Source organism: Haematospirillum sp. H4485, from assembly GCF_012102745.1.
Classification (GTDB): domain Bacteria; phylum Pseudomonadota; class Alphaproteobacteria; order Rhodospirillales; family Rhodospirillaceae; genus Haematospirillum.
Genome location: NZ_JAAVSY010000001.1, coordinates 253989 through 275709 on the forward strand (window position 1 = coordinate 253989; position 21721 = coordinate 275709).

At 53.0% G+C, this 21721-nt stretch carries 23 protein-coding genes and 1 tRNA gene; 21 read left to right on the forward strand and 3 right to left on the reverse strand.

What is annotated here, in order from left to right; all coding sequences use genetic code 11:
• Window positions 1–18: 18 nt before the first annotated feature.
• Genes HEQ61_RS01200 through HEQ61_RS01220 form a run of 5 tightly spaced genes read left to right on the forward strand, consistent with a single transcriptional unit; the run spans window position 19 to window position 5656 of the window.
• Complete coding sequence (locus HEQ61_RS01200; protein WP_168018828.1) at window positions 19–1449, forward strand: pyruvate dehydrogenase complex E1 component subunit beta; 1431 nt, start codon at window positions 19–21, stop codon at window positions 1447–1449.
• 21 nt (window positions 1450–1470) lie between these two features.
• Window positions 1471–2763: a pyruvate dehydrogenase complex dihydrolipoamide acetyltransferase gene (locus HEQ61_RS01205; protein ID WP_168018830.1), complete on the forward strand. Its 1293-nt coding sequence runs from the start codon at window positions 1471–1473 to the stop codon at window positions 2761–2763.
• A 32-nt stretch (window positions 2764–2795) separates the two neighbouring features.
• Complete coding sequence (gene lpdA / locus HEQ61_RS01210; RefSeq protein WP_168018832.1) at window positions 2796–4196, forward strand: dihydrolipoyl dehydrogenase; 1401 nt, start codon at window positions 2796–2798, stop codon at window positions 4194–4196.
• Window positions 4197–4243: 47 nt separating this feature from the next.
• Window positions 4244–5200 carry a lipoyl synthase gene (gene lipA / locus HEQ61_RS01215; RefSeq protein ID WP_168018834.1) on the forward strand — a complete coding sequence of 319 codons (957 nt, stop codon included), beginning with the start codon at window positions 4244–4246 and terminating at the stop codon, window positions 5198–5200.
• Window positions 5201–5203: 3 nt separating this feature from the next.
• Window positions 5204–5656 carry a type II toxin-antitoxin system RatA family toxin gene (locus tag HEQ61_RS01220; protein WP_168018836.1) on the forward strand — a complete coding sequence of 151 codons (453 nt, stop codon included), beginning with the start codon at window positions 5204–5206 and terminating at the stop codon, window positions 5654–5656.
• 114 nt (window positions 5657–5770) lie between these two features.
• On the opposite strand, the gene HEQ61_RS01225 is transcribed toward HEQ61_RS01220, so the two are convergent.
• On the reverse strand, window positions 5771–6262 hold the full coding sequence (locus tag HEQ61_RS01225) for a CinA family protein (RefSeq protein ID WP_066135465.1): 492 nt from the start codon (window positions 6260–6262) through the stop codon (window positions 5771–5773).
• A 14-nt stretch (window positions 6263–6276) separates the two neighbouring features.
• A complete protein-coding gene (locus HEQ61_RS01230; protein WP_168018838.1) occupies window positions 6277–6798 on the reverse strand; it encodes a phosphatidylglycerophosphatase A in 522 nt (173 codons plus the stop codon).
• 211 nt (window positions 6799–7009) lie between these two features.
• On the opposite strand from HEQ61_RS01230, the gene HEQ61_RS11150 reads away from it, so the two are divergent.
• Together HEQ61_RS11150 and HEQ61_RS01240 are read left to right on the forward strand one after the other, a co-directional pair.
• Window positions 7010–8302 (forward strand): peptidoglycan DD-metalloendopeptidase family protein, encoded by a 1293-nt coding sequence (locus HEQ61_RS11150; protein WP_168018840.1) that lies wholly within the window; start codon window positions 7010–7012, stop codon window positions 8300–8302.
• Complete coding sequence (locus HEQ61_RS01240; protein WP_168018841.1) at window positions 8286–8777, forward strand: bactofilin family protein; 492 nt, start codon at window positions 8286–8288, stop codon at window positions 8775–8777. The genes HEQ61_RS11150 and HEQ61_RS01240 overlap by 17 nt, the downstream gene beginning before the upstream one ends.
• Window positions 8778–8779: 2 nt before the next feature.
• Here the strand turns inward: HEQ61_RS01240 and hemB are convergent, their stop codons facing one another.
• Entirely contained in the window at window positions 8780–9793 is a 1014-nt protein-coding gene (hemB, locus tag HEQ61_RS01245; protein WP_245183040.1) for a porphobilinogen synthase, read from the reverse strand.
• Between the two features lie 260 nt (window positions 9794–10053).
• Here hemB and HEQ61_RS01250 point away from each other — a divergent pair, with 260 nt between their 5' ends.
• From HEQ61_RS01250 to HEQ61_RS01310, 14 genes are all read left to right on the forward strand, one after another.
• A complete protein-coding gene (locus HEQ61_RS01250) occupies window positions 10054–11148 on the forward strand; it encodes an enoyl-CoA hydratase/isomerase family protein (protein ID WP_168018842.1) in 1095 nt (364 codons plus the stop codon).
• 79 nt (window positions 11149–11227) lie between these two features.
• Window positions 11228–11303, forward strand: a tRNA-Glu gene (locus tag HEQ61_RS01255).
• A gap of 157 nt (window positions 11304–11460) precedes the next feature.
• Window positions 11461–11655: a DUF6898 family protein gene (locus HEQ61_RS11570; RefSeq protein WP_415877242.1), complete on the forward strand. Its 195-nt coding sequence runs from the start codon at window positions 11461–11463 to the stop codon at window positions 11653–11655.
• A 91-nt stretch (window positions 11656–11746) separates the two neighbouring features.
• Window positions 11747–12181: a ribose 5-phosphate isomerase B gene (rpiB, locus tag HEQ61_RS01260; protein ID WP_168018843.1), complete on the forward strand. Its 435-nt coding sequence runs from the start codon at window positions 11747–11749 to the stop codon at window positions 12179–12181.
• A 68-nt stretch (window positions 12182–12249) separates the two neighbouring features.
• Entirely contained in the window at window positions 12250–13551 is a 1302-nt protein-coding gene (gene glyA / locus HEQ61_RS01265; RefSeq protein WP_168018844.1) for a serine hydroxymethyltransferase, read from the forward strand.
• 37 nt (window positions 13552–13588) lie between these two features.
• Window positions 13589–14059 carry a transcriptional regulator NrdR gene (gene nrdR / locus HEQ61_RS01270; RefSeq protein WP_168018845.1) on the forward strand — a complete coding sequence of 157 codons (471 nt, stop codon included), beginning with the start codon at window positions 13589–13591 and terminating at the stop codon, window positions 14057–14059.
• A gap of 2 nt (window positions 14060–14061) precedes the next feature.
• Complete coding sequence (ribD, locus tag HEQ61_RS01275; protein ID WP_322099161.1) at window positions 14062–15216, forward strand: bifunctional diaminohydroxyphosphoribosylaminopyrimidine deaminase/5-amino-6-(5-phosphoribosylamino)uracil reductase RibD; 1155 nt, start codon at window positions 14062–14064, stop codon at window positions 15214–15216.
• Window positions 15217–15810 carry a riboflavin synthase gene (locus HEQ61_RS01280; protein WP_168018846.1) on the forward strand — a complete coding sequence of 198 codons (594 nt, stop codon included), beginning with the start codon at window positions 15217–15219 and terminating at the stop codon, window positions 15808–15810.
• Window positions 15811–15842: 32 nt separating this feature from the next.
• Entirely contained in the window at window positions 15843–16967 is a 1125-nt protein-coding gene (gene ribB, locus HEQ61_RS01285) for a 3,4-dihydroxy-2-butanone-4-phosphate synthase (protein ID WP_168018848.1), read from the forward strand.
• A gap of 4 nt (window positions 16968–16971) precedes the next feature.
• Entirely contained in the window at window positions 16972–17430 is a 459-nt protein-coding gene (ribH, locus tag HEQ61_RS01290; RefSeq protein WP_168018850.1) for a 6,7-dimethyl-8-ribityllumazine synthase, read from the forward strand.
• A 15-nt stretch (window positions 17431–17445) separates the two neighbouring features.
• Window positions 17446–17994: a transcription antitermination factor NusB gene (nusB, locus tag HEQ61_RS01295; RefSeq protein WP_168018852.1), complete on the forward strand. Its 549-nt coding sequence runs from the start codon at window positions 17446–17448 to the stop codon at window positions 17992–17994.
• Window positions 17978–18949 carry a thiamine-phosphate kinase gene (thiL, locus tag HEQ61_RS01300; protein WP_168018854.1) on the forward strand — a complete coding sequence of 324 codons (972 nt, stop codon included), beginning with the start codon at window positions 17978–17980 and terminating at the stop codon, window positions 18947–18949. The genes nusB and thiL overlap by 17 nt, the downstream gene beginning before the upstream one ends.
• Before the next feature lie 46 nt (window positions 18950–18995).
• Complete coding sequence (locus tag HEQ61_RS01305; protein WP_168018855.1) at window positions 18996–19472, forward strand: hypothetical protein; 477 nt, start codon at window positions 18996–18998, stop codon at window positions 19470–19472.
• A 139-nt stretch (window positions 19473–19611) separates the two neighbouring features.
• Complete coding sequence (locus HEQ61_RS01310; protein ID WP_168019233.1) at window positions 19612–21696, forward strand: sodium-translocating pyrophosphatase; 2085 nt, start codon at window positions 19612–19614, stop codon at window positions 21694–21696.
• The last annotated feature ends 25 nt before the right edge of the window (window positions 21697–21721 follow it).

The window sequence follows — 21721 nt, forward strand, 5'->3', positions numbered from 1 at the left end:
AGCGGAGGAAGTTCTATTATGTCGATTACCGTTCTGATGCCCGCCCTGTCGCCGACAATGACAGAGGGAAAGCTGGCAAAGTGGCTCAAGAAGGAAGGGGATGTTGTTGCGTCCGGCGATGTGATTGCCGAGATCGAAACGGACAAGGCAACCATGGAGTTTGAATCTGCTGACGAGGGAACTCTGGGCAAGATCCTCATTCCTGAGGGAACAGAAGGTGTGGCGGTGAATACACCGATTGCTCTTTTGCTTGAGGAAGGCGAAAGCGCCGATACGGTTCAGGTAAGCCAGGCGCCACAGATTACCCCCCGTGTGGCAGAGGCTTCTTCACCGTCTCAGGCTGCATCTGCGCCCCGTCCTGTTCAGATGGCTGGTTCGTCCAGCGATGGCGAAGTGTTTGAGCCGGCTGTGCCGACAACCACGGCTTATTCCCCGCCAATGGCAAGCGAAAAGACTTCCGGACGATTTATTCGCCAGACGGTTCGTGAGGCCCTGCGCGATGCTATGGCCGAAGAAATGCGTCGTGATGACAATGTATTTCTGATGGGTGAGGAAGTTGCCCAGTATCAGGGTGCATACAAGGTATCCCAGGGGCTTCTGGATGAATTTGGTCCCCGCCGGGTTATTGATACGCCGATTACGGAGATGGGCTTTGCCGGGCTTGCAACGGGTGCAGCTTTCAAAGGCTTGCGTCCAATTGTCGAGTTCATGACGTTCAACTTCTCCATGCAGGCGATTGACCACATCATCAATTCTGCAGCGAAGACCCTGTACATGGCCGGCGGGCAGCTTGGTTGCCCCATTGTGTTTCGCGGTCCTAACGGTGCTGCGGCTCGCGTTGGTGCCCAGCACTCCCAATGCTACGCATCCTGGTATGCCCATGTGCCGGGATTGAAAGTAGTAGCGCCTTGGTCTGCTGCTGATGCAAAGGGCCTTCTCAAGGCTGCCATTCGTGATCCGAACCCCGTTGTGTTCCTGGAGAACGAGATTCTTTACGGGCAGTCTTTTGATGTTCCCGATGATCCTGATTTCGTCATTCCGATCGGGAAGGCCAAAGTCGAGCGGGTTGGTACAGACGTCACGCTGACAGCCTATTCCAGAATGGTTGGTGTCGCGCTGGAAGCTGCCGATGTTCTTGCTGCGCAGGGAATTTCGGCGGAAGTGATCAATCTGAGGTCTATCCGTCCTCTTGATGTTGCTACGATCCTGGAATCGGTCAAGAAAACCAATCGAATTGTATCTGTCGAAGAGGGATGGCCTGTCGCAGGCATAGGATCGGAAATTTCGGCTGTTGTGACCGAGCTGGCGTTTGACTGGCTGGATGCCCCTGTTCGCCGTGTGACCGGCGCCGATGTGCCGATGCCATATGCGGCAAATCTGGAAAAGCTGGCGTTGCCAGATGTTGCCCAGATTGTCGATGTGGCCAAGTCTGTTTGCTACAAGTCCTGATTCGGTGAGGGGAATATTGTTATGGCTCAAAAGATTCTGATGCCGGCCCTGTCTCCGACCATGACGGAAGGCACGCTGGCCAAGTGGCTGAAAAAAGAAGGTGATGCAATTTCAGCTGGTGATGTGATTGCCGAGATCGAAACGGACAAGGCAACCATGGAATTTGAGGCTGTCGACGAGGGTATTCTGGCGCGTGTCTTGATTCCTGCGGGCACGCAGGGCGTTGCGGTGAATGAGCCGATCGCTCTTTTGCTGGAAGAAGGTGACGATCATGCCGCTCTTGATGCGCTGATGACGGCTTCTTCGCCTAAGGTTGAAGCAAAGACTGCAGCTCCTGCCGCTGTGTCATCTTCTCCGGCCTCTTCGGTTTCGGTGTCTCGGTCGGCTTCTGCATCCGGTGGGGCTACGCGTGTATTCGCTAGTCCCTTGGCGCGTCGTTTGGCAAAAGAAGCCGGGCTGGACCTTTCCGTGCTCAAAGGAAGCGGTCCACGTGGTCGCATTGTGCGCCATGATATTCAGGAAGTCTTGGCATCCGGCGTGACAGCGCGCGTGGCTCCTGCTTCTTCTGCTCCGGTTGCTCCGGCCCCCAAAGCATCTTCGTCTCCGCAGTTGCAGCCCATGCCATGGCAGGCTTATACAGCTGAACCCAATACCGGGATCCGCAAGACCATTGCCCGACGTCTGTCGGAAGCCAAGCAGACAGTTCCTCATTTCTATCTGACCGTTGATGTGGAGCTGGATGCCCTGATGGCCCTGCGCAAACAGCTTAACAATGTTCCCGATGCGGGGCACAAGCTGTCTGTCAATGATTTTGTCATCAAGGCATGTGCACTGGCCCTCCAGAAAGTGCCGGCTGCCAATGCCATGTGGACGGATGAAGCCATTTTGCGGTTTGATGAGATTGATATCTCCGTTGCGGTGGCGACAGAGGGCGGTCTTATTACACCGGTTATCCGCAATGCAGACCGTAAGGGGCTGGCAACAATCTCTACGGAGATGAAGGCTCTTGCGAAGAAGGCAAGGGATGGCAAGCTGCGCCCTGAAGAATTCCAAGGTGGCGGATTCAGCATTTCCAATTTGGGGATGTATGGCATCAAGTCATTCTCTGCCATTATAAACCCGCCACAAAGCTGCATCTTGGCTGTTGGCGCGGGTGAAGAGCGCGTTGTTGTTCGTGACGGGGCTGTTGCCGTGCGAACGATGATGACCGTGACCCTTTCTGTTGATCACCGGTCTGTTGATGGAGCAGTTGGGGCCCAGTTCCTCGCGGCCTTGAAGCCGCTCTTGGAAGACCCTGTCCAGCTTATGCTGTGATTGCCCTGATCTGACCGAAACGGAGAAATGTAATGTCCGATACGTCCTTTGACGTTGTGGTTGTCGGGGGTGGTCCCGGCGGTTATGTGGCGGCCATCAGGGCCGCCCAGCTGGGCCTTAAAACAGCTGTTGTCGAGCGTGAACATCTGGGTGGTATTTGCCTGAACTGGGGCTGTATCCCTACCAAAGCACTTTTGCGCTCTGCTGATGTTTATCGTACTTTCCGGCACGCCAAGGAATACGGCCTTGCGGTGCAAGGGGCTACGTTTGATCTGCAGGCCATTGTGAAGCGGTCGAGAGGGGTTGCTTCCCAGCTTTCCTCTGGCGTCAAACATTTGCTCAAGAAAAACAAGGTCCAAGTTTTTGATGGTTTCGGCCGCCTTGCCGGAAAAGGCAAGGTTTCTGTCGAAAACAACGGCAAGGTTATCGCCAGCTTGTTTGCCCCCCACATTATCCTGGCAACAGGGGCCAGAGCGCGTACGTTGCCGGGCATCGAGCCCGATGGCAAGATTGTGTGGACCTACAAGAATGCCTTGGTCCCTGATACAATGCCCAAGTCTCTTCTGGTAGTTGGGTCTGGTGCTATAGGCATTGAATTCGCCAGTTTCTTTAATGCGTTTGGTGCTGATGTTACTGTTGTCGAGGTGATGGACCGAATCGTTCCGGCTGAAGACGCTGAAATATCAGGGCTTCTGCAGAAGTCCCTTGAGAAACAGGGCATGAAGATCATGACCAAGGCCTCGGTAAAGGGCATCAAGACCTCGGCAACGAATGCTGTTGTGACTGTCGAGAAAGATGGCAAGAGCCAGGATCTTGTGGTGGACCGCGTGATTCTTGCCGTCGGTATTCAGGCCAATATCGAAAATATTGGGCTGGAGGGGACGGCTGTAAAGGTTGAACGTGGCATCGTCCAAGTTGATGAATGGTGTCGGACAGGTGAGGCCGGCGTTTATGCTATTGGCGATATCACTTTTGGTCCGTGGCTTGCGCACAAGGCCAGCCATGAAGGCATCGTGTGTGTCGAGAAGATTGCAGGCGTGAAGGATGTTCATCCCATCAATCGCTCCACGATACCTGGATGTACGTATTGCCATCCTCAGGTCGCTTCTGTGGGCCTTACCGAAGCCAAGGCAAAAGAAGCCGGTCACGAGGTCAAGGTTGGTCGGTTCCCATTTGTTGGTAACGGCAAGGCGATCGCCATGGGAGAGCCGGAAGGGCTTGTCAAAACGGTGTTTGACGCCAAAACGGGCGAGTTGTTGGGTGCTCACATGATCGGGGCCGAGGTGACAGAGATGATCCAAGGCTTTGGTATTGCCAAAACGCTGGAAACCACAGAAGCAGATCTGATGCATACTGTATTCCCGCATCCGACCCTTTCCGAGATGATGCATGAATCTGTCCTGGATGCATGGGGTCGGGCTATTCACTTCTGATAGCTTGGTGCTGTATTCACGGTAATCCGTGAACAAACGAGGATCGCATGAGCACAATGGAATCTTTTCACGACAAGGAAGCAGCACCTTTGCGCAAGCCGGACTGGATTCGTGTCAAAGCTCCAACGTCACAGGAGTTTGAAGAAACCCGTGCGCTTATGCGATCCAAGTCTTTGGTTACGGTGTGTGAGGAAGCAGCGTGCCCCAATATAGGGGAGTGTTGGAAGAAGAAGCACGCGACCATGATGATCATGGGCGAAATCTGCACGCGTGCATGCCGTTTCTGTAATGTAAAAACGGGCAAGCCAAACCGGCTTGATCCCAACGAGCCGCAGAATGTTGCGGATGCTGTTGCAAGCATGGGTCTGAACCATGTTGTGATTACCTCGGTTGACCGTGATGATCTGGAAGACGGGGGTGCTGCCCATTTTGCCAAGGTTATCCGGGCTATTCGTGATACGGCTCCCTTTTCCACAATTGAAGTGTTGACGCCCGACTTTCGTCACAAGCAGGGTGCCTTGGAAGTTGTTGTCGAGGCCAAGCCGGATGTTTTCAACCACAACCTTGAAACAGTGCCACGGCTGTATAATGCTATAAGGCCCGGTGCGCGTTACTTTGGGTCTTTGCAGCTTCTGTCCCGTGTCAAGGAGCTTGATCCGTCTATTTTCACAAAATCAGGCATTATGGTTGGTCTTGGTGAGGATCGACAGGAGGTTCTGAACCTCATGGATGATCTGCGTGCCGCTGATGTTGATTTTATGACCATTGGCCAGTATCTTCAGCCGACACCCCGCCATGCGAAGGTGGAACGCTTTGTTCCCCCGGACGAGTTTGAGGATTACGCCCGTATGGGACGTGCAAAAGGCTTTTTGCTGGTTGCTTCTTCTCCGCTCACGCGCTCTTCGTATCATGCAGATCGTGACTTTTATGCCCTGCGGCGTGCCAGGGATGAGCAACTCCGGGCAGCGGCGTTGTCACCTCGTTCTGTGAAAGACAGTTGCTGAGATATGCCGACACATGCTGAAAAGAGAAAGCTGCCGTATACAAAAGAGCAGCTTTTTGCCTTGGTTGCGGATGTCGAGAAGTACCCTGAGTTCTTGCCTTGGTGCCTTGCTGCCAGAATTAACAGGCGGGAAGGAGATGTGTTCTGGGCGGACTTGGTTATTGGCTTCAAGATGGTGAAGGAGCGGTTCACGTCCAAGGTTGAGCTGACATCTCCCGATCGTGTAGATGTTTCCTATTCGGAAGGACCCTTCAAGCATATGAACACGCATTGGATTTTTGTCGAAGATCCAGATGACCATGGAACTTGGATCGATTTTTATGTCGATTTTGAGTTTCGCTCTTCCCTCCTGCAAAAGATCATAGGTTTTCTTTTTGGTGAGGCTGTTGCGAAGATGGTTTCCGCGTTTGAGGCACGCGCTGAAATTCTTTATGGATCAGAAAACTCTCAGCGATAGATTTTCTATCTCAGGGCTGTAGCATGGTTTTTATACGTTTTCTTGGCTTTTTCTTTCCTCACAATAGATTTATTCATTCTGCCATTGATGAAATGAATTTTAATAAACTATAGCCTATTGGCTTATAGTTGTTCTTATAAGCCTGAGTGCGCGAAGAACTGTTTCTTCCCTGACTTCGTGGCGTGTTCCCTTGATGATGTCTGCGCTATGCGCTATGCCCCCCAAGCTTGTTGCGACAGCAATGTGGACCAGCCCGACAGGTTTGTCCGGGCTTCCGCCGCCAGGGCCAGCGATACCCGTTACGGCAACAGCCAGATCTGCGGATGAAGCCCGGAGTGCGCCTCGTGCCATTGCCAGGGCAACATCTTCGCTGACGGCTCCCTTGATCCTGATCAATGAAGGAGGCACTCCCAGCATTGTTTCTTTTGCTACATTGGCATAGGCCACAAACCCCGCCTCAAGAATATCAGAGCTGCCCGGAATAGCGGTGAGACACGCTGCAATCAGCCCACCAGTGCAGGATTCAGCCGTAACCAATCGTACATCTTTATCACGACACATATCCAGTGTACGTTCTGCCTCGGCTATCATTTGATCTGAGAACATGCATTATACCCTTTTCACTTTATGATGATCTCGTAGTTCAGGCAGAGCAGTGCGACGATGATGGCATATAGAGATGCTGCAATGTCATCCAGCATGACACCCAAGCCTCCTTTGACATGTTTGTCGATGTAAGAAATAGGGAAGGGTTTCACAATATCCGTAATCCGGAAGAGGATAAAAGACAGAAGCCAATTGATTGGGGTTGCTGGTACAGCGCACAGGACAAGCCATTGCCCCACAACCTCGTCAACAACAACCTCTTTTGGATCATGTTGCGACGCTGCACGCATATAAATATTGCTGTAGTACCAGCCAGCAAGAAAAAGCCCTGATGCCGCGCCAAACAGTAACCAGCGACCAATCTCTGGTCCGCATGGCCACATGATGATTGCGGCAAAGGGGAGCGCGGCCATTGATCCCGCTGTTCCCGGCATGACAGGTGACAAGCCGCTGCCAAACCACGTAGCAATTATCAAGACAAGGCAGGAAGGTTTGCGTGCTTGGTGCTGTTCTTCGGTTGTGGGCTCTTGTTTCATGGAGAGATGCAGGTCCATATTTTTGCCGTATCAGGTAAAGACAGAGATAATGTAACTGTTTTTCTTGCGTTATGGCGGCAACCAAATGTAGCTTTCATTATGTGGAAAAGGTTCTTTTCGTGGTGGTTATGAGGTGAAGGTACCATCTGCTGAATTTTTTCGACAGTATGCGTAGAGTTTCTATGCCAGACCCATCTTGCTCAGGAAGACCATGTCGCTCTACGACCCAAGAAAGTACAAGCAGGCAAAACTGTTGCGGGCGGTGGAGCGCGTGTTTCCCGAGCGGCGCCTTGTCTTGTGCCAAGAAGGGCGATCGCTGCGTTCATTCCGGCTGACGACAGCATTCCAAGCGGCCTCTGTCCTTCTATCGGTCACTGCTTTGGGGTGGTCTGTTTACGCGACGTGGGGTGTGCGCGTCTATAGTGACGAGCTGGAACAGCGTCACCAGGAGATACAGTATTCCAAGGCTGCCCATCATGCCTTGCTCGACGAAATTGCTGACCAGAGACGGAGGCTTATGGATGTGGCCGCTGGTCTTGACCGGAGCCATGGCCGTGCTGTTCAGCTTGCGGGCGAAACTACCAAGTCAGCAGGCAAGAAGGGACGGGAGCTGGATGATGTCCGTCGGGAATATGACTCGCTCCGTGAAGCGTTGGGTGCTGTAGAACAGAGTCTGGCTTCGTTGCCAGATCATGTGCCATCTTCTGTTTTCTCGCTGGAAGATGTGGAGATTCAGCTCCGCCAGACAGAACGTGAACGAGACGATGCCGTCTCTGAGAGTGAAGTTCTCCGTGGCCGGGTTGATGATCTTGAATATCGTATGGCCGAAATGGCCGAGAACCAAGTTGCTTTACTTCGTCGGTTCTCGGGCATTGCAGGGGATCGTGCCGAGGAGCTGCATGAGGCCATGGCGGGTACAGGTATTGATATCAACAAGCTGATGTCATTGCCCCGTAACAATAGTGGGCAGGGCGGTCCATTTGTGCCATTCGATCCGGCTGATACAGATACTCAGGAGCTGAAGAATTCTCTGGTCTCGTTGAACACGCATGTCGAGCGCTGGAATGCGTATCAGGGCCTTGTCGATACCTTGCCCCTGGGATTCCCGGTCAAAGTCAAGTGGAGCCTTAGTAGTCCATTCGGTGTTCGCTCGGATCCGATCAATGGTGTCAAGGCTGTGCATCAAGGGCTCGATATTCGCGCTCCTTGGAGGTCTTCGGTTTATGCAACAGGCCAAGGCACGGTTGCGTTTGCCGGTTGGCGCGGGCGCTATGGTCGCATGGTCGAGGTCGAGCATGGTAACGGCTTGAAAACACGTTACGGCCATTTGTCGAAGATCGTTGTGAAAAAGGGCGACCGGGTTGACCGGTCTGTTGTTGTCGGGCTGTTGGGGAACAGCGGTCGTTCAACTGGTGCTCATTTGCACTATGAAGTTCTTGTCAACGATGTTCCGCGCAATCCCCAGAAGTTTATCAGGGCGGGTGCACATGTTTTCAAAGGATAGCAAGACTCGCGGCGATCACCGTTCAAAAGGTTCCGCCTCAGTACCTTCTATTGTTGCCGGCGATCTGTCTGTAACGGGCAATTTTGTCGGAACGGGTGAGATGCAAATTGATGGGGCTGTTGAAGGTGATATCGACTGCCAAACGTTGACAATTGGGGTCAGCGGGACGGTGTCGGGCCATGTAAGGGCCGAAACGGTACGTCTGCATGGCCAGCTGATGGGGCAAATCCATGCCCGGAATGTTTTTCTGGCTTCGACCTCGCGCATGGTTGGTGATGTAACCCATGAAAGCTTGGCTATAGAGCCCGGGGCGTTCTTGGAGGGGCATTGTCGTCGTATGTCGTCGGACTGTGGTGGGGCAGCCCTTGATGTGTCTGACAAGGCCCGTGGTGCCGGCTTGCGCCTTACGGACAGCAGTCGCAGCGCTACGGCAAGTCAGGAAGAAGATGTTCTGGATACAGTCGTCGGTGCCTGAGTTTAACGGGCCTTGACGATTTTTCTGGCTGCTTCAAGGGCGTAGTAGGTCATGATGGCATCGGCTCCGGCCCTCTTGAAGCACAGCAAACTTTCCATCATCGCGCGGTCACGGTCCAGCCACCCGTTCTGGGACGCAGCCTGTAGCATGGCGTATTCCCCACTGACCTGATAGGCCCAAGTTGGTATCTTGAAAGAATTTTTTACTTTGGACAGGATATCAAGATAAGGCATCCCCGGTTTTATAATGATGGCGTCGGCCCCTTCCTGAATGTCCAAGGCAACCTCCCGCATGGCTTCGTCACTGTTGGATGGGTCCATCTGGTAGCTTTTCTTATTTCCACTTTTGAGGGACTGGGCAGAACCTATTGCATCTCTGAAAGGGCCATAGAACGCTGAAGCATATTTGGCCGCATAGGCGATGATTTGTACGTTGCTGAATCCAGCCGAATCCAAGGCATCGCGCACAGCGCCCACCCGGCCATCCATCATGTCAGAAGGCGCGACAGCATCAGCCCCTGATTTAGCCTGTTGCAGGGCTTGTTGTACCAGGACAGCAACAGTTTCATCATTGATAACATGCCCATTATGGACCAAGCCATCGTGCCCTGTATCTGTATAGGGATCCAAAGCGACATCGCATATAATCCCTAGTTCGGGGCATGCGGCCTTCAGTGTACGGATGGTGCGGTTGACTAGGTTATCGGGATTATGGGCTTCGGTTGCCGTACTGTTCTTCAACGGGTCTTCAATACATGGAAAAAGAGCAAGTGCTGGAATGCCAAGAGAGTAAGCCTCGCGTGATACGTCAACCAAGCAGTCGGTGCTATAGCGAAAGACGCCAGGCATTGATGCAACGGGTTCCTGCCTTTCCTTGCCTTCAACAATAAAAACAGGCCATATCAGGTCATTGACTGTTACGCTCTTCTCAGCCATCAGGCGCCGGGACCATTCGTGTTGACGGTTGCGGCGCATGCGCAGGCGAGGGAAGGATCCGGACAAAGAGGCAGCAGTCATGACGGGGGGAGACCTTTGGTGATGCAGAGTGAGCGCCGCAATAATGGCCCAGGACAGTCATGTTCGCCAATATCAGAAATAAAGAAGCGTGAACGTTTTATGTGTCCCATTCCTTGGGGGAGTGCCTTTGAGTGAATGAGTATACTGCGGTGGTGTTGGGGGATAGGCATTATGTACTCCTGAGGCGGTTAGTCTTGCTGTAGTGTATGCTCTCCAGGAATTCAGATTGTTCGTGTTCTTTGTGGGTTCGAGGGGGGGTTATGGTGTGTATCTCCGAGATTCATGCAGTCTCTGATGAGGTTGTATTTTCTGCCCGAAATGGCTTGGGTCTGGTTTTGTTGAACAGGCCGGAGGCGTTGAATGCCCTGTCTCTGGAGCAGGTTATTCTTCTTACGCAGCAGCTCCAGGCGTGGATGCACGATGATGCAATCAAGGCTGTTTTGATCGAGGGGGCAGGGAATCGTGCTTTTTGTGCCGGTGGTGATATCCGTGCCATGGCTGATGCGGGTCGATGTGGCGATGTCATAGCGCTGCGGCAGTTTTTTTCTTCTGAATATCGCCTGAACCGCTTGATAAAGGTTTATCCAAAACCGTTTCTGGCTTTTATGGATGGCATCACCATGGGGGGCGGTGTTGGTTTGTCTGTACATGGAACGCGTCGCATTGCAACGGAGCGTACTGTTTTTGCCATGCCCGAGACCGGAATTGGCCTCTTTCCCGATGTCGGGGGAACTTTCTTCCTGCCGCGTATGCCGGGTCGTACCGGTTTATATCTGGCTTTGACAGGTGCCAGGATGGCAGCGGCTGACACGGTATTTACCGGTGCCGCTACGCATTTCATGCCCAGCAATCGTCGGGATGATTTTCTTGATGCGTTGGCCTGTGCTCTTGAAGGCTGCGATGCATCACGCGTCCTTGACACAATAGATGGCGTTCTGAACCAGTTTTCTGAAGACGCGGGGCCGGCGCCATTGCAAGCTTTGCAAGATGAAATACGGCGGTGTTTTTCTGGGTGCTCCGTGGCGATGATCCTTAAGGATCTGGCGGCAGAGGGAACGCGGTGGGCGTGTCAGCAACGTGAAGAGTTGCTCAGGAAATCCCCGCTGTCACTTCTTGTTACGTTTAACCAGATGCAGAGCGGTGCAGAGCTGGATTTTGATATGGCGATGTCCTTGGAATATAGGTTGGCGCCAAGAATGGCGTTGGGACATGATTTCCTTGAAGGTGTACGGGCAGCTCTGATTGACAAGGACAGGAACCCTGTCTGGGTACCGAAAAATATCGACAGCATTTCTCCTGCTGAGGTCGATGCCTATTTCAGGCCCGCAGAGGAAGGGGAGCTTGTGTTCTGTTGAGAGAGTATATTCTTTTGAAGAAAAAGATCTTGACGGGGTTGGGAAACAAGAATTACAACGTGCGCCTTCCTGAGCCTGCGTCCCCATCGTCTAGAGGCCTAGGACACCGCCCTTTCACGGCGGCGACCGGGGTTCGAATCCCCGTGGGGACGCCATACACAAAGTCGCTGACAACCACTCGACGTGCTGTATAGTCGCGATGTGGGCTTGGAATAGTCCCTAATGCCAAAATATATGAGTGCAGCAAACCACACCACTTGCGTGCGGTTTGGCAGGTTGTATCGTGTAGAGCTTGTTGTGGGGAAGGCATGCATGGCTGCGCCATCATCAGATGAGGTGCTGTTTGAAATAAGAATTCTTGGGAATTCAGCACAAGTTTCTGCGATACATGTGCCCACAAATACGGAAGTAAAGGTTATTTGTCCGGCTGCCTTGCCGACGACCTTTATGCAAAAGGCAGCCCTGCGCCGGCTGCTTTGGGTCCTGAATCGCTCAAAGAAACCGTGAATGTATTGTCTCTGCCTCTTTTGAATGGCGCAGGTAAACAAACGTGTATATAAGATTACCATCCGTTCTTCTTATTGCGGCAGTTCTGTAAATGACGCCAAAATCTGTGGCTATTGCCAATGATCATGCAGCGCTTGATCTCAAGAAAGCCTTGGTTGGACACTTGGTTTCGGCGGGCTGTGCTCTTCTCGATCTTGGAACGAACAGCCCTGATTCTGTAGACTACCCTGATTACGCTGGGAAAATGGCGGAATCCTTGGCGGCAGGTGCTGCTGATGTTGGGATTTTGCTGTGTGGGTCCGGTATTGGTATTTCCATGGCGGCCAATCGTTATCGTCACGTTCGCGCTGCACTTGTGCATGATGCCCTTGGCGCACGGTTGGCGCGCCAGCACAACGATGCCAATGTCATTGTGCTGGGGGGGCGCACAACCGGCGTGGAGACAGCAATTGATTGTTTGAGTGTATTTATGAGTACCGCATTTGAGGGTGGGCGCCATTGTGCTCGTATTGAGAAGATAAGCTGACGCCTGCTGTTCTATCAGTTTTTTTTTGGCCCGGGTGCATAATGCCCTGTCACAGAGGATGCTTGTTGATGACCTACGCCGTTTCTCCCGCCTACTTTACGCAGGATATCTCTGCGGCCGATCCCGAGGTAATGGCTTCATTATCCGCAGAGTTGCGTCGCCAGCAGGATCAGATAGAGCTGATTGCGTCAGAGAATATTGTTTCCAGGGCTGTGCTGCAGGCCGCAGGATCGGTGCTGACGAACAAGTATGCGGAAGGATATCCAGGGAAACGGTACTACGGTGGCTGTGAGTGCGTGGACGTTGCGGAATCCTTGGCAATAGAACGGGCCAAGAATCTTTTTGGTGTTGAGTTTGTCAACGTCCAACCACATTCCGGAGCCCAGGCAAACGGTGCTGTGTTCCAGGCCCTTCTTCAGCCTGGCGATACCATACTGGGTATGAGCTTGGCTGCTGGCGGTCATCTTACTCATGGTGCTCCTCCGGCCCAGTCCGGCAAGTGGTTCAATGCCATCCAGTACGGCGTGCGGCGCGAAGACTCTGGCGTCGACTATGACCAGGTGGACCGTTTGGCAACGGAACATAAACCAAAGTTAATTATCGCGGGTGGTTCTGCTATTCCGCGTCATATTGACTTTGCCCGTTTCCGGGCTATTGCCGACAAGGTTGGGGCTTTGCTTCTCGTGGATATGGCTCACTTTGCAGGGTTGGTAGCTGGTGGTGTTCATCCCAGCCCTGTACCGTTTGCTGACATCGTCACGACCACAACGCACAAGACCTTGCGAGGCCCGCGTGGTGGTATGATCATGACCACCAATCCGGAGTTGGCAAAAAAAATCAATACAGCCGTGTTCCCTGGTCTTCAGGGTGGGCCGCTGATGCATATTATTGCAGCCAAGGCCGTTGCTTTTGGAGAGGCGTTGCGTCCGGAGTTCCGTGACTATGCGGCCCAGATTGTCACCAATGCCCGTGCCCTTGCCGATGAACTCGTCAAGGGAGGGCTTGATATTGTAACGGGTGGCACCGATACGCATTTGATGCTTGTGGACCTGCGTCCCAAGGGTTTGACGGGTAATATCACGGAAGCTTCTCTGGAGCGCGCCGGCATTACCTGTAATAAGAACGGCATTCCATTTGATCCGGAGAAGCCGACGGTAACATCCGGTATTCGCTTGGGTACGCCAGCTGGAACTACACGCGGTTTTGGTGAACAGGAATTCCGGACTGTTGGTCGTCTGATTATTCGGGTCCTGGATGGATTGTCTGCCAGCCGAGAGGACAATGGCGTGGTCGAAGCGGCTGTGCGGGCCGAAGTCGGCGCGTTGTGCCGCCAGTTCCCCATCTATCCTCATGGGGATAAAATGTTGTAAGCTCCGGCGAGAATGTGAAGTATCGCAGGGGATTACTATGCGCTGTCCGTTTTGTGGCAATGATGATACGCAGGTTAAAGATTCGCGACCGACAGAGGATAATTCAGCCATTCGTCGTCGTCGTTTCTGTTTGGCATGCTCGTCCCGGTTTACGACCTTCGAGAGAGTGCAGCTGCGTGATTTGATTGTTATCAAGAATAACGGACAGCGCGTTTCCTTTGACCGGGACAAGCTGTCCCGGTCTATCCACATTGCTTGTCGTAAACGCCGTGTTGACGAAGAGCGTTTGGAGCGTGTCGTCAATGGCATTCAGCGGCGGCTTGAAAGTTCAGGCGATACGGAGATTCCTTCGGCCACAATTGGTGAAATGGTTATGGAAGCTCTTCAAGCATTGGATCCTGTCGCCTATGTGCGTTACGCTTCTGTTTACAAGGATTTCCGCGAAGCCCGTGATTTTGAGGAATTCGTTGAAACCCTTGGTGGTGCCGAGCCAACAGCGGAACACTGATTGTGGATGCAGGCACCGTATACGGGGATTTCTCTGACGCCGATCTTGGCTTTATGGAGCTGGCTCTTGGCTTGGCAAGGAGGGGGTTGGGTAATACGTGGCCCAATCCTGCTGTTGGCTGCGTTCTTGTTTCGCCTCAGGGTGTTGTTGTGGGGCGGGGGTGGACGAAACCCGGCGGCAGGCCTCATGCTGAAACCGTTGCCCTTTTGCAGGCAGGAGACCGGGCACGCGGTTCTACAGCTTACGTGACCTTGGAGCCTTGTAGTCACTTTGGACAGACTCCTCCTTGTGCCACGGCTCTGATTGAAGCCGGAATTGCCCGGTGTGTTGTGGCATCCTCTGATCCGGATCCGCGTGTGAGTGGTCGCGGCCTCGATATGCTCCGCATGGGCGGGGTAGGGGTGTTGACTGGCCTTCTCTCTGATGCCGCAATTGATCTGAACCAGGGATTCTTCTCTCGTATAAAGCGTAGTCGCCCGCTTTTTACGTTGAAGCTGGCAACCAGTATGGATGGGAAAATAGCGACAGCTTCCGGTGAAAGCCGCTGGATCACGGGAGAGCAGGCAAGGCATCTTGTCCATTGTATGCGGGCAGAGCATGATGCGGTCTTGGTTGGTTCAGGTACAGTTTTGGCTGATGATCCTGATTTGCGCTGCCGTCTTCCTGGTTTTGACCGGCGCCCGGTTGTGCGCATTGTGCTTGATGGGCGCCTGCGGTTGCCCGATCACGCGCAGCTTCTATCTTCATCGCGGGAAGCGCCGGTTCTGGTTATAACATCGTCATCTTCTGACTCGATGCGTGTTGCCTCCCTCCGGCATCGTGGGGCTGAGGTTCTTTGTCTGGATTATCTTGAGCCTTTTCATGTTGCCAACGAGCTGGGATCACGTGGTTTTACACGTGTTTTTCTGGAAGGTGGGGGGGCTGTAGCCGCTTCATTTCTGAAGGCTGGTCTGATTGACCGTGTTGTCTGGTTTCATGCCCCAATAGTTATTGGTGCCGATGGTATCGACGGCGTTGGTGCATTGGCGCTATCCCGCCTTTCAGGAGTAAATAGGTTTCTGTACAAATATTCTTATCCCTGTGGCAGTGATACTGTTACGGTCTTGGAGGCTGAGAATGCTTCTGCGGACCGACGTGTTGGCAAGGAGTTAGCCTGAATGTTCACCGGCATTGTCACAGACTTGGGGGCGGTCAAGCATATTGAAAGGAACCAGGGGACCCGGTTCTTTTTTTCGACGTCCTATCCGACCGGGGATATTCCTTTTGGTGCCTCTATTGCCTGTAATGGCTGTTGCCTGACTGTTGTTGACAAGGGTGACGGATGGTTTGCTGCTGATGTGTCTCCCGAAACATTGGCCGTCACGACTTTGGGTGAATGGACTCCCGGGACGCCGGTCAATCTGGAGAGGGCCATGCGTATGGGGGATGAATTCGGGGGGCATATTGTTTCGGGCCATGTTGATGGAGTTGCAACGGTGACCAGCCTGCTCCCCGACCATGATGCGGTCCGGATAGTTTTTCAGTTTGAACCGCAGCTGTCTCGCTTTGTTGCGGTCAAGGGATCCGTGACCGTGGATGGGGTTTCACTGACCGTCAATGCTGTGTCTGATGCAGATTTCGAGGTTTCGGTCATTCCCCACACCAGAAAGGTGACAGCGCTGGGAAGGGCCGGTATAGGTACCAGGCATAATTTTGAAATTGATCTTCTTGCGCGTTATGTTGACAGATTGACGGGTTCTGGCTTGGCCTGACCGCACTGTTTCCCAGATCCGGAGCTTTGTCTGTGTCTTCTGATTTTTCTGAGTGTTTGTCTCCCGCCCAAGAGATTATCGAAGAAGCCCGCAATGGGCGTATGTTTATCTTGGTTGACGATGAGGATCGTGAGAACGAGGGTGATCTGGTTATTCCGGCGCAGTTTGCAACGCCGGAAGCTGTGAACTTTATGGCAACGCACGGTCGTGGCCTTATTTGCCTGGCCCTGACGGCTGACCGTTGTAATACGTTGCAGTTGCCGATGATGGACAGCCACAACCAGTCACGTTTGGGAACAGCTTTTACCGTATCAATTGAAGCGCGCGAAGGTGTTACGACCGGTATCTCGGCATCGGACCGGGCCCGGACGATTGCAGTGGCCATTGATCCCGGGAAGACCAGGAATGATCTTGCGACCCCCGGGCATGTTTTCCCTTTGATGGCCCGTGATGGCGGGGTTCTCGTTCGTGCCGGGCATACTGAAGCTGCGGTGGATATTGCCCGTTTGGCTGGATTGAACCCTGCGGGGGTTATCTGCGAGATCATGAACCATGATGGCAGCATGGCCCGGATGCCGGATCTGGTGGCATTTTCCCAGAGGCACGGGCTGAAGATTTCGACCATTGCTAATCTTATTGCTTGGCGCCGTCGTACAGAAAAGCTGGTGGAGAAAGTCCTTGAAAGCCCGTTTACCTCGAAGTGGGGAGGGGACTGGACGATGTCTGTCTACACAAATACTTTGAACTACGCTGAACATATTGTGCTTGCAAAAGGTGATCTGTCCCTTCCAGGGCCGGTGCTTGTCCGGATGCATGCTCTGCATGTTCTGGATGATGTACTGGGTGATGTCCACGGCGGCAAGGCAGGGCAGCTGCAGGCTGCAATGGATATGATTGGCCGTTACGATCGTGGTGTTGTTGTGTTGCTGCGAGAGCCAAACCGCTCGACATTGACCGATCATCTCAGGGAGAGAATAAGGGGCGGCAATGATCGTGGCAGGCTTGTCGATTATGGTGTCGGGGCGCAGATCCTTCTGGACCTGGGTGTGAAGGATATGATCCTGTTGTCCAACTCGGAAAAGAATATTATCGGACTGGATGGGTACGGCCTTCGCGTCAGTGGGTGGCGGCCAATCGATGAAGATATGGGGGACTAAAGCCATGGTTTCTGCAGCGCCACGCGTTTTGATTGTTGAAGCGCGTTTCTATGACGATATTACAGATCACTTGGTGAAGGGGGCCATTCAGGAACTGACCGAGCATGGCATAGGATACAAGCGAATTATTGCCCCCGGTATTCTTGAACTTCCTGCTGTCATTCGTTTTGCGATCCGTGCTATGGAGCTGCGTGCCATAGAGGAACGCTATGCGGGATACGTTGTCCTTGGGTGCGCCATACGTGGTGAGACCGACCACTATGAGCATGTTTGCAGAGAGGCAATGCGTGGAATTCAAGACTTGATCCTTGAATACTCCTTGGCTGTTGGAAACGGTATCCTGACCTGTGGCACCCGGGAACAAGCCGTGGAGCGCGCCCGGTTTGACCAGAAAAATATAGGTGGGCAGGCGGCAGCAGCGTGCCTGTCCATGATGCAGATAAAAAAGGAAATAGGGCTCTGAGAGCTCGTACCAAACATGACAAAACACAAGAATTCTGATACCGCTCTTCGTCGTAGTGCAGCCCGTCTGGCAGCTATTCAGGCAACTTATCAGATGATTCTGACATCCGCCTCCGTGGATGCCGTCATTAGTGACTTCATGACCGGTGCCATTGGTGGTGAAGTGATTAAAGAAGATCTGGATCTGGAAACCGAAGACGTTGTGCCCTTGATAGAGTTACATGCGGAGATCTTTGCCGTTCTGGTTCGTGGAGTTCATGCATCGGCCACTCGCCTTGATGCCATTATAGATGGTTCTTTGGGAGCCAGCTGGGATCCTGCACGCTTGCAGCCGCTTCTTCGTGCTGTACTGCGCTGCGGTATTTACGAGCTTTCTGACCGTCCGGATATGCCTGCGAGGGCCTGTATCTCGGAGTATGTCGATATTGCACGCTCATTCTTTGATGGATCTGAACCTGGGATGGTCAATGCCATGATGGACAAGTTGGCTCGCCAGTTGCGTCCCGAGGAGATGAACGCCGTGCACAAACCGCGTTCTGACGGCAATAATGACGGCACGGTCTGAATTCCAGATTATTGCAGATTTGTTTGCGCCTTTGGCCCGTTCTTGTCCCGGAGCCTATGGCCTTCTGGATGATGCTGCTGTCATTGATATACCAGCCGGGCGAGAGTTGGTTGTCACGGTAGATGCCTTGGTGTCCGGGGTTCATTTCTTGCCTGATGACCCTTCTGGCTCCATTGCACGCAAAGTGCTTAGGGTGAATTTATCTGATTTGGCGGCCATGGGGGCAGATCCCTATGGCTTCCTGCTGACCTGTGCCTTTCCAGTGGAGACTCCTGATCATTGGCTGGTGGACTTTGCCCGTGGTCTGGCAGACGATGTAGCCTTTTTTGGCATCCCCTTACTGGGAGGGGATACTGTTGCTACGCCGGGACCAGCCAGTTTTACTATTACCGCCATGGGTACCGTTGATTCCGGGACAGCATTGCGTCGTGGGTTTGCCATGCCGGGAGATCTGGTCGTGGTTACGGGAACCATCGGCGATGGTGCACTTGGCTTGATGTCAGCTCAGGGGGTGGTGGGGCTGTCTTGTGATCAGGCAGGGAAAGATTTTCTTGTCGATCGGTATCGTATACCCCGTCCAAGACTTTCTGTGCCGGCTGCTCTGTCTGGCGGTATACGGGCGGCGATGGATATATCGGACGGTCTTGTTCAGGATCTTGGTCACATGTGTCAGCTTTCTGGTCTGCGGGCTGACATTGCGTTGGCCGACGTCCCTCTTTCTGGGCCAGTACGCTGTTGTGTGACGAGCAATTCATCGCTCTATGAGGCTGTCATGGCTGGCGGTGATGATTATGAGCTTCTTATGGCTGTTGACCCTTCCTTTGATCTTCCATCAGAGGTGGGTGGGGTTCCCCTCAGTGTTATTGGTCGTTTTACAGAAGGCAATGGTTGCCATGTAGCGGGGATTTCCGGGGGGACATGGCAACCTAAAAAAACTGGTTTCAAGCACTTCTGATGGTATCGTCAGGCATCTCGGCAATATGAAAATGGGGACAGGGTCGATGCTCCGCCTCATGCTGTTGGTGGTTGCTCTGGTTGTTATTATTGCTCTTGGAGCTGTCGGCTTGGTCCGATTCGGCGTTATTCCCGATTTTACCGGGATGATCACCCCGATGGAGGCGCGTGTCGAGGAACCAGAGACTCCAGCACCTGTGGCGCATCCTCAGGTTGATCCTGTTTTCGTTGATCTTCCGCCCTTTGTTGTGCCGGTTGTGCGTGATCGTGAGGTTCAGAAGAATTTTACTATTACCCTGCGTCTGGATGTCGAGCCTGGGCAGGAGGAGGTTGTGAACCGGCATATGTCCAAATTACAGGCGGCATATTTGCAGATGCTTTATGTTGTTGTTCCCGAGCAAATTCATGCGCGTGTTACTTTGGATGTTCGTGCCCTCAAACAGCGCCTTCAGGGAATAACGGATCGTATTGCCGGGCCTGGTGCTGTGCGCGAGGTGATGGTGATCTCCGTTTTTGATCGCTAACTCCATACTTCTGTCCTTGAGGTATGGAATAGAGGGCTTTGTTCTTTCCTTTTACTTTTCCTTGGGTAGCAACCAATTGTTGCGGTCTGGACATGCTTCTGTCACGCTCACCCGTCGTCTTCGGACTGGAGGGTAAATGATGACAGCCTCTTATGTCTTTATCTTTGCCTGTGGATCTCTTGCCATATTGTACGGCATTCTTGTTACGCGCTCTGTTCTTGCCACCGGGGTGGGGACGGAAGATATGAGGCGCATTGCAGATGCCGTTCAAGAAGGTGCGTCGGCCTATCTTCGGCGTCAGTATACAACTATTGCTATTGTTGGTGCTGTAATATGCTTGTTCTTGGGATGGCGTCTCGGACTGGCAGTTGCTGTTGGCTTTGTGATTGGTGCGGTTCTGTCCGGTATTGCCGGCTTCATCGGTATGAATGTTTCTGTCAGGGCCAATGTTCGTACGGCTGAAGCGGCGCGCAGTGGTGGCATGAAAGCTGCCTTGTCCGTGGCTTTCCGCTCGGGAGCTGTGACTGGTTTCTTGGTCGTCGGGCTTGGGCTTATCGGAGTTGCCGGTTATTACTTCTTCCTGAATACGATGGATATTCCCCGGCGCAATGTGCTGGAAGCCTTGGTTGCGCTTAGCTTTGGCGCTTCCTTGATTTCCATCTTCGCCCGGCTTGGTGGTGGCATTTTTACAAAGGGAGCTGATGTTGGTGCTGATCTGGTTGGAAAGGTCGAGGCTGGCATTCCCGAAGATGACCCCCGCAATCCGGCTGTGATTGCCGATAATGTTGGCGACAATGTCGGGGATTGTGCCGGTATGGCGGCCGACTTGTTTGAAACTTACGTTGTAACGATGGTCGCAACCATGCTCCTTGGGGCTATCTTCTTTCCCGAAAGCTTGGCACCACTCATGATGCTCTATCCGCTGCTGATTGGTGCTGTGTGCATTATAGGGTCAGTTCTTGCAACCTATCTGGTGCGACTGGGGGCGGACGGTAATATCATGAATGCCCTTTACAAGGGCTTCATCGGTTCCGCTGTTTTCTCGGGTATATTGATTGTCGCCATTACCTTCTGGCTTTTCGATGATGCTACTTTTGGCCAAGGGGTTGGGCTTGCAGGGGTCGCACCCGGGCCTCTCGTGATCTGTGCCCTGACGGGTCTGGCGGTAACAGGTCTTATCGTTTGGGTTACAGAGTACTATACGGGAACCAATCACCGTCCGGTCCATTCTGTCGCTGATGCATCTGTTACTGGGCATGGTACCAATGTCATCCAAGGGCTGGCTGTTTCCATGGAAGCGACAGCCTTGCCTGTCTTGTGCATTTGCGTTGGTATTATCGTTTCCTATATCGCAGCTGGGTTGTACGGTATTGCGATTGCAGCAACAACGATGCTGGCTTTGGCGGGTATGGTTGTTGCCCTGGATGCTTATGGCCCGGTAACAGACAACGCGGGTGGTATTGCTGAAATGGCTAACCTTGCGCCGGATGTACGCAAGGTCACAGATGCCTTGGATGCCGTTGGAAATACAACGAAAGCCGTGACAAAGGGCTATGCTATTGGCTCTGCTGGTTTGGCGGCCTTGGTGCTTTTTGCCGCGTATACTGAAGATCTCCAGTATTACTTTCCTGATATGGAGATTGCCTTTGTGCTGCACGACCCTTATGTGGTGGTGGGGCTTTTTATTGGTGGTCTTCTGCCGTACCTGTTTGCAGCTCTTGGTATGCAGGCTGTGGGACGCGCTGCTGGAGCTGTTGTGGTCGAGGTGCGACGCCAATTCCGCGAGATGCCCGGTATTATGGCGGGTACATCCAAGCCAGAGTATGGAACATGTGTTGACATGTTAACCAAGGCGGCTATCCGCGAAATGATCTTTCCTTCCCTGCTGCCGGTTCTGGCGCCGATTCTTCTTACCGCCCTGGTTTGGGCTATAGGTGGGCCTGTGCCAGCATTTACAGCTTTGGGGGCTATGTTGCTGGGAACGATTGTGACGGGGTTGTTTGTGGCAATATCCATGACGTCGGGTGGTGGCGCATGGGATAATGCGAAAAAGTTTATCGAAGAGGGGCATCATGGAGGGAAGGGCTCCGATGCTCACAAGGCTGCAGTTACCGGTGATACTGTCGGTGACCCATACAAGGATACAGCCGGCCCCGCAATAAATCCCATGATCAAGATTACCAATATCGTTGCGATACTGTTGCTAGCGATTGTTGCGGGATAAATCACAAAAGGAGGGAGACTATAAG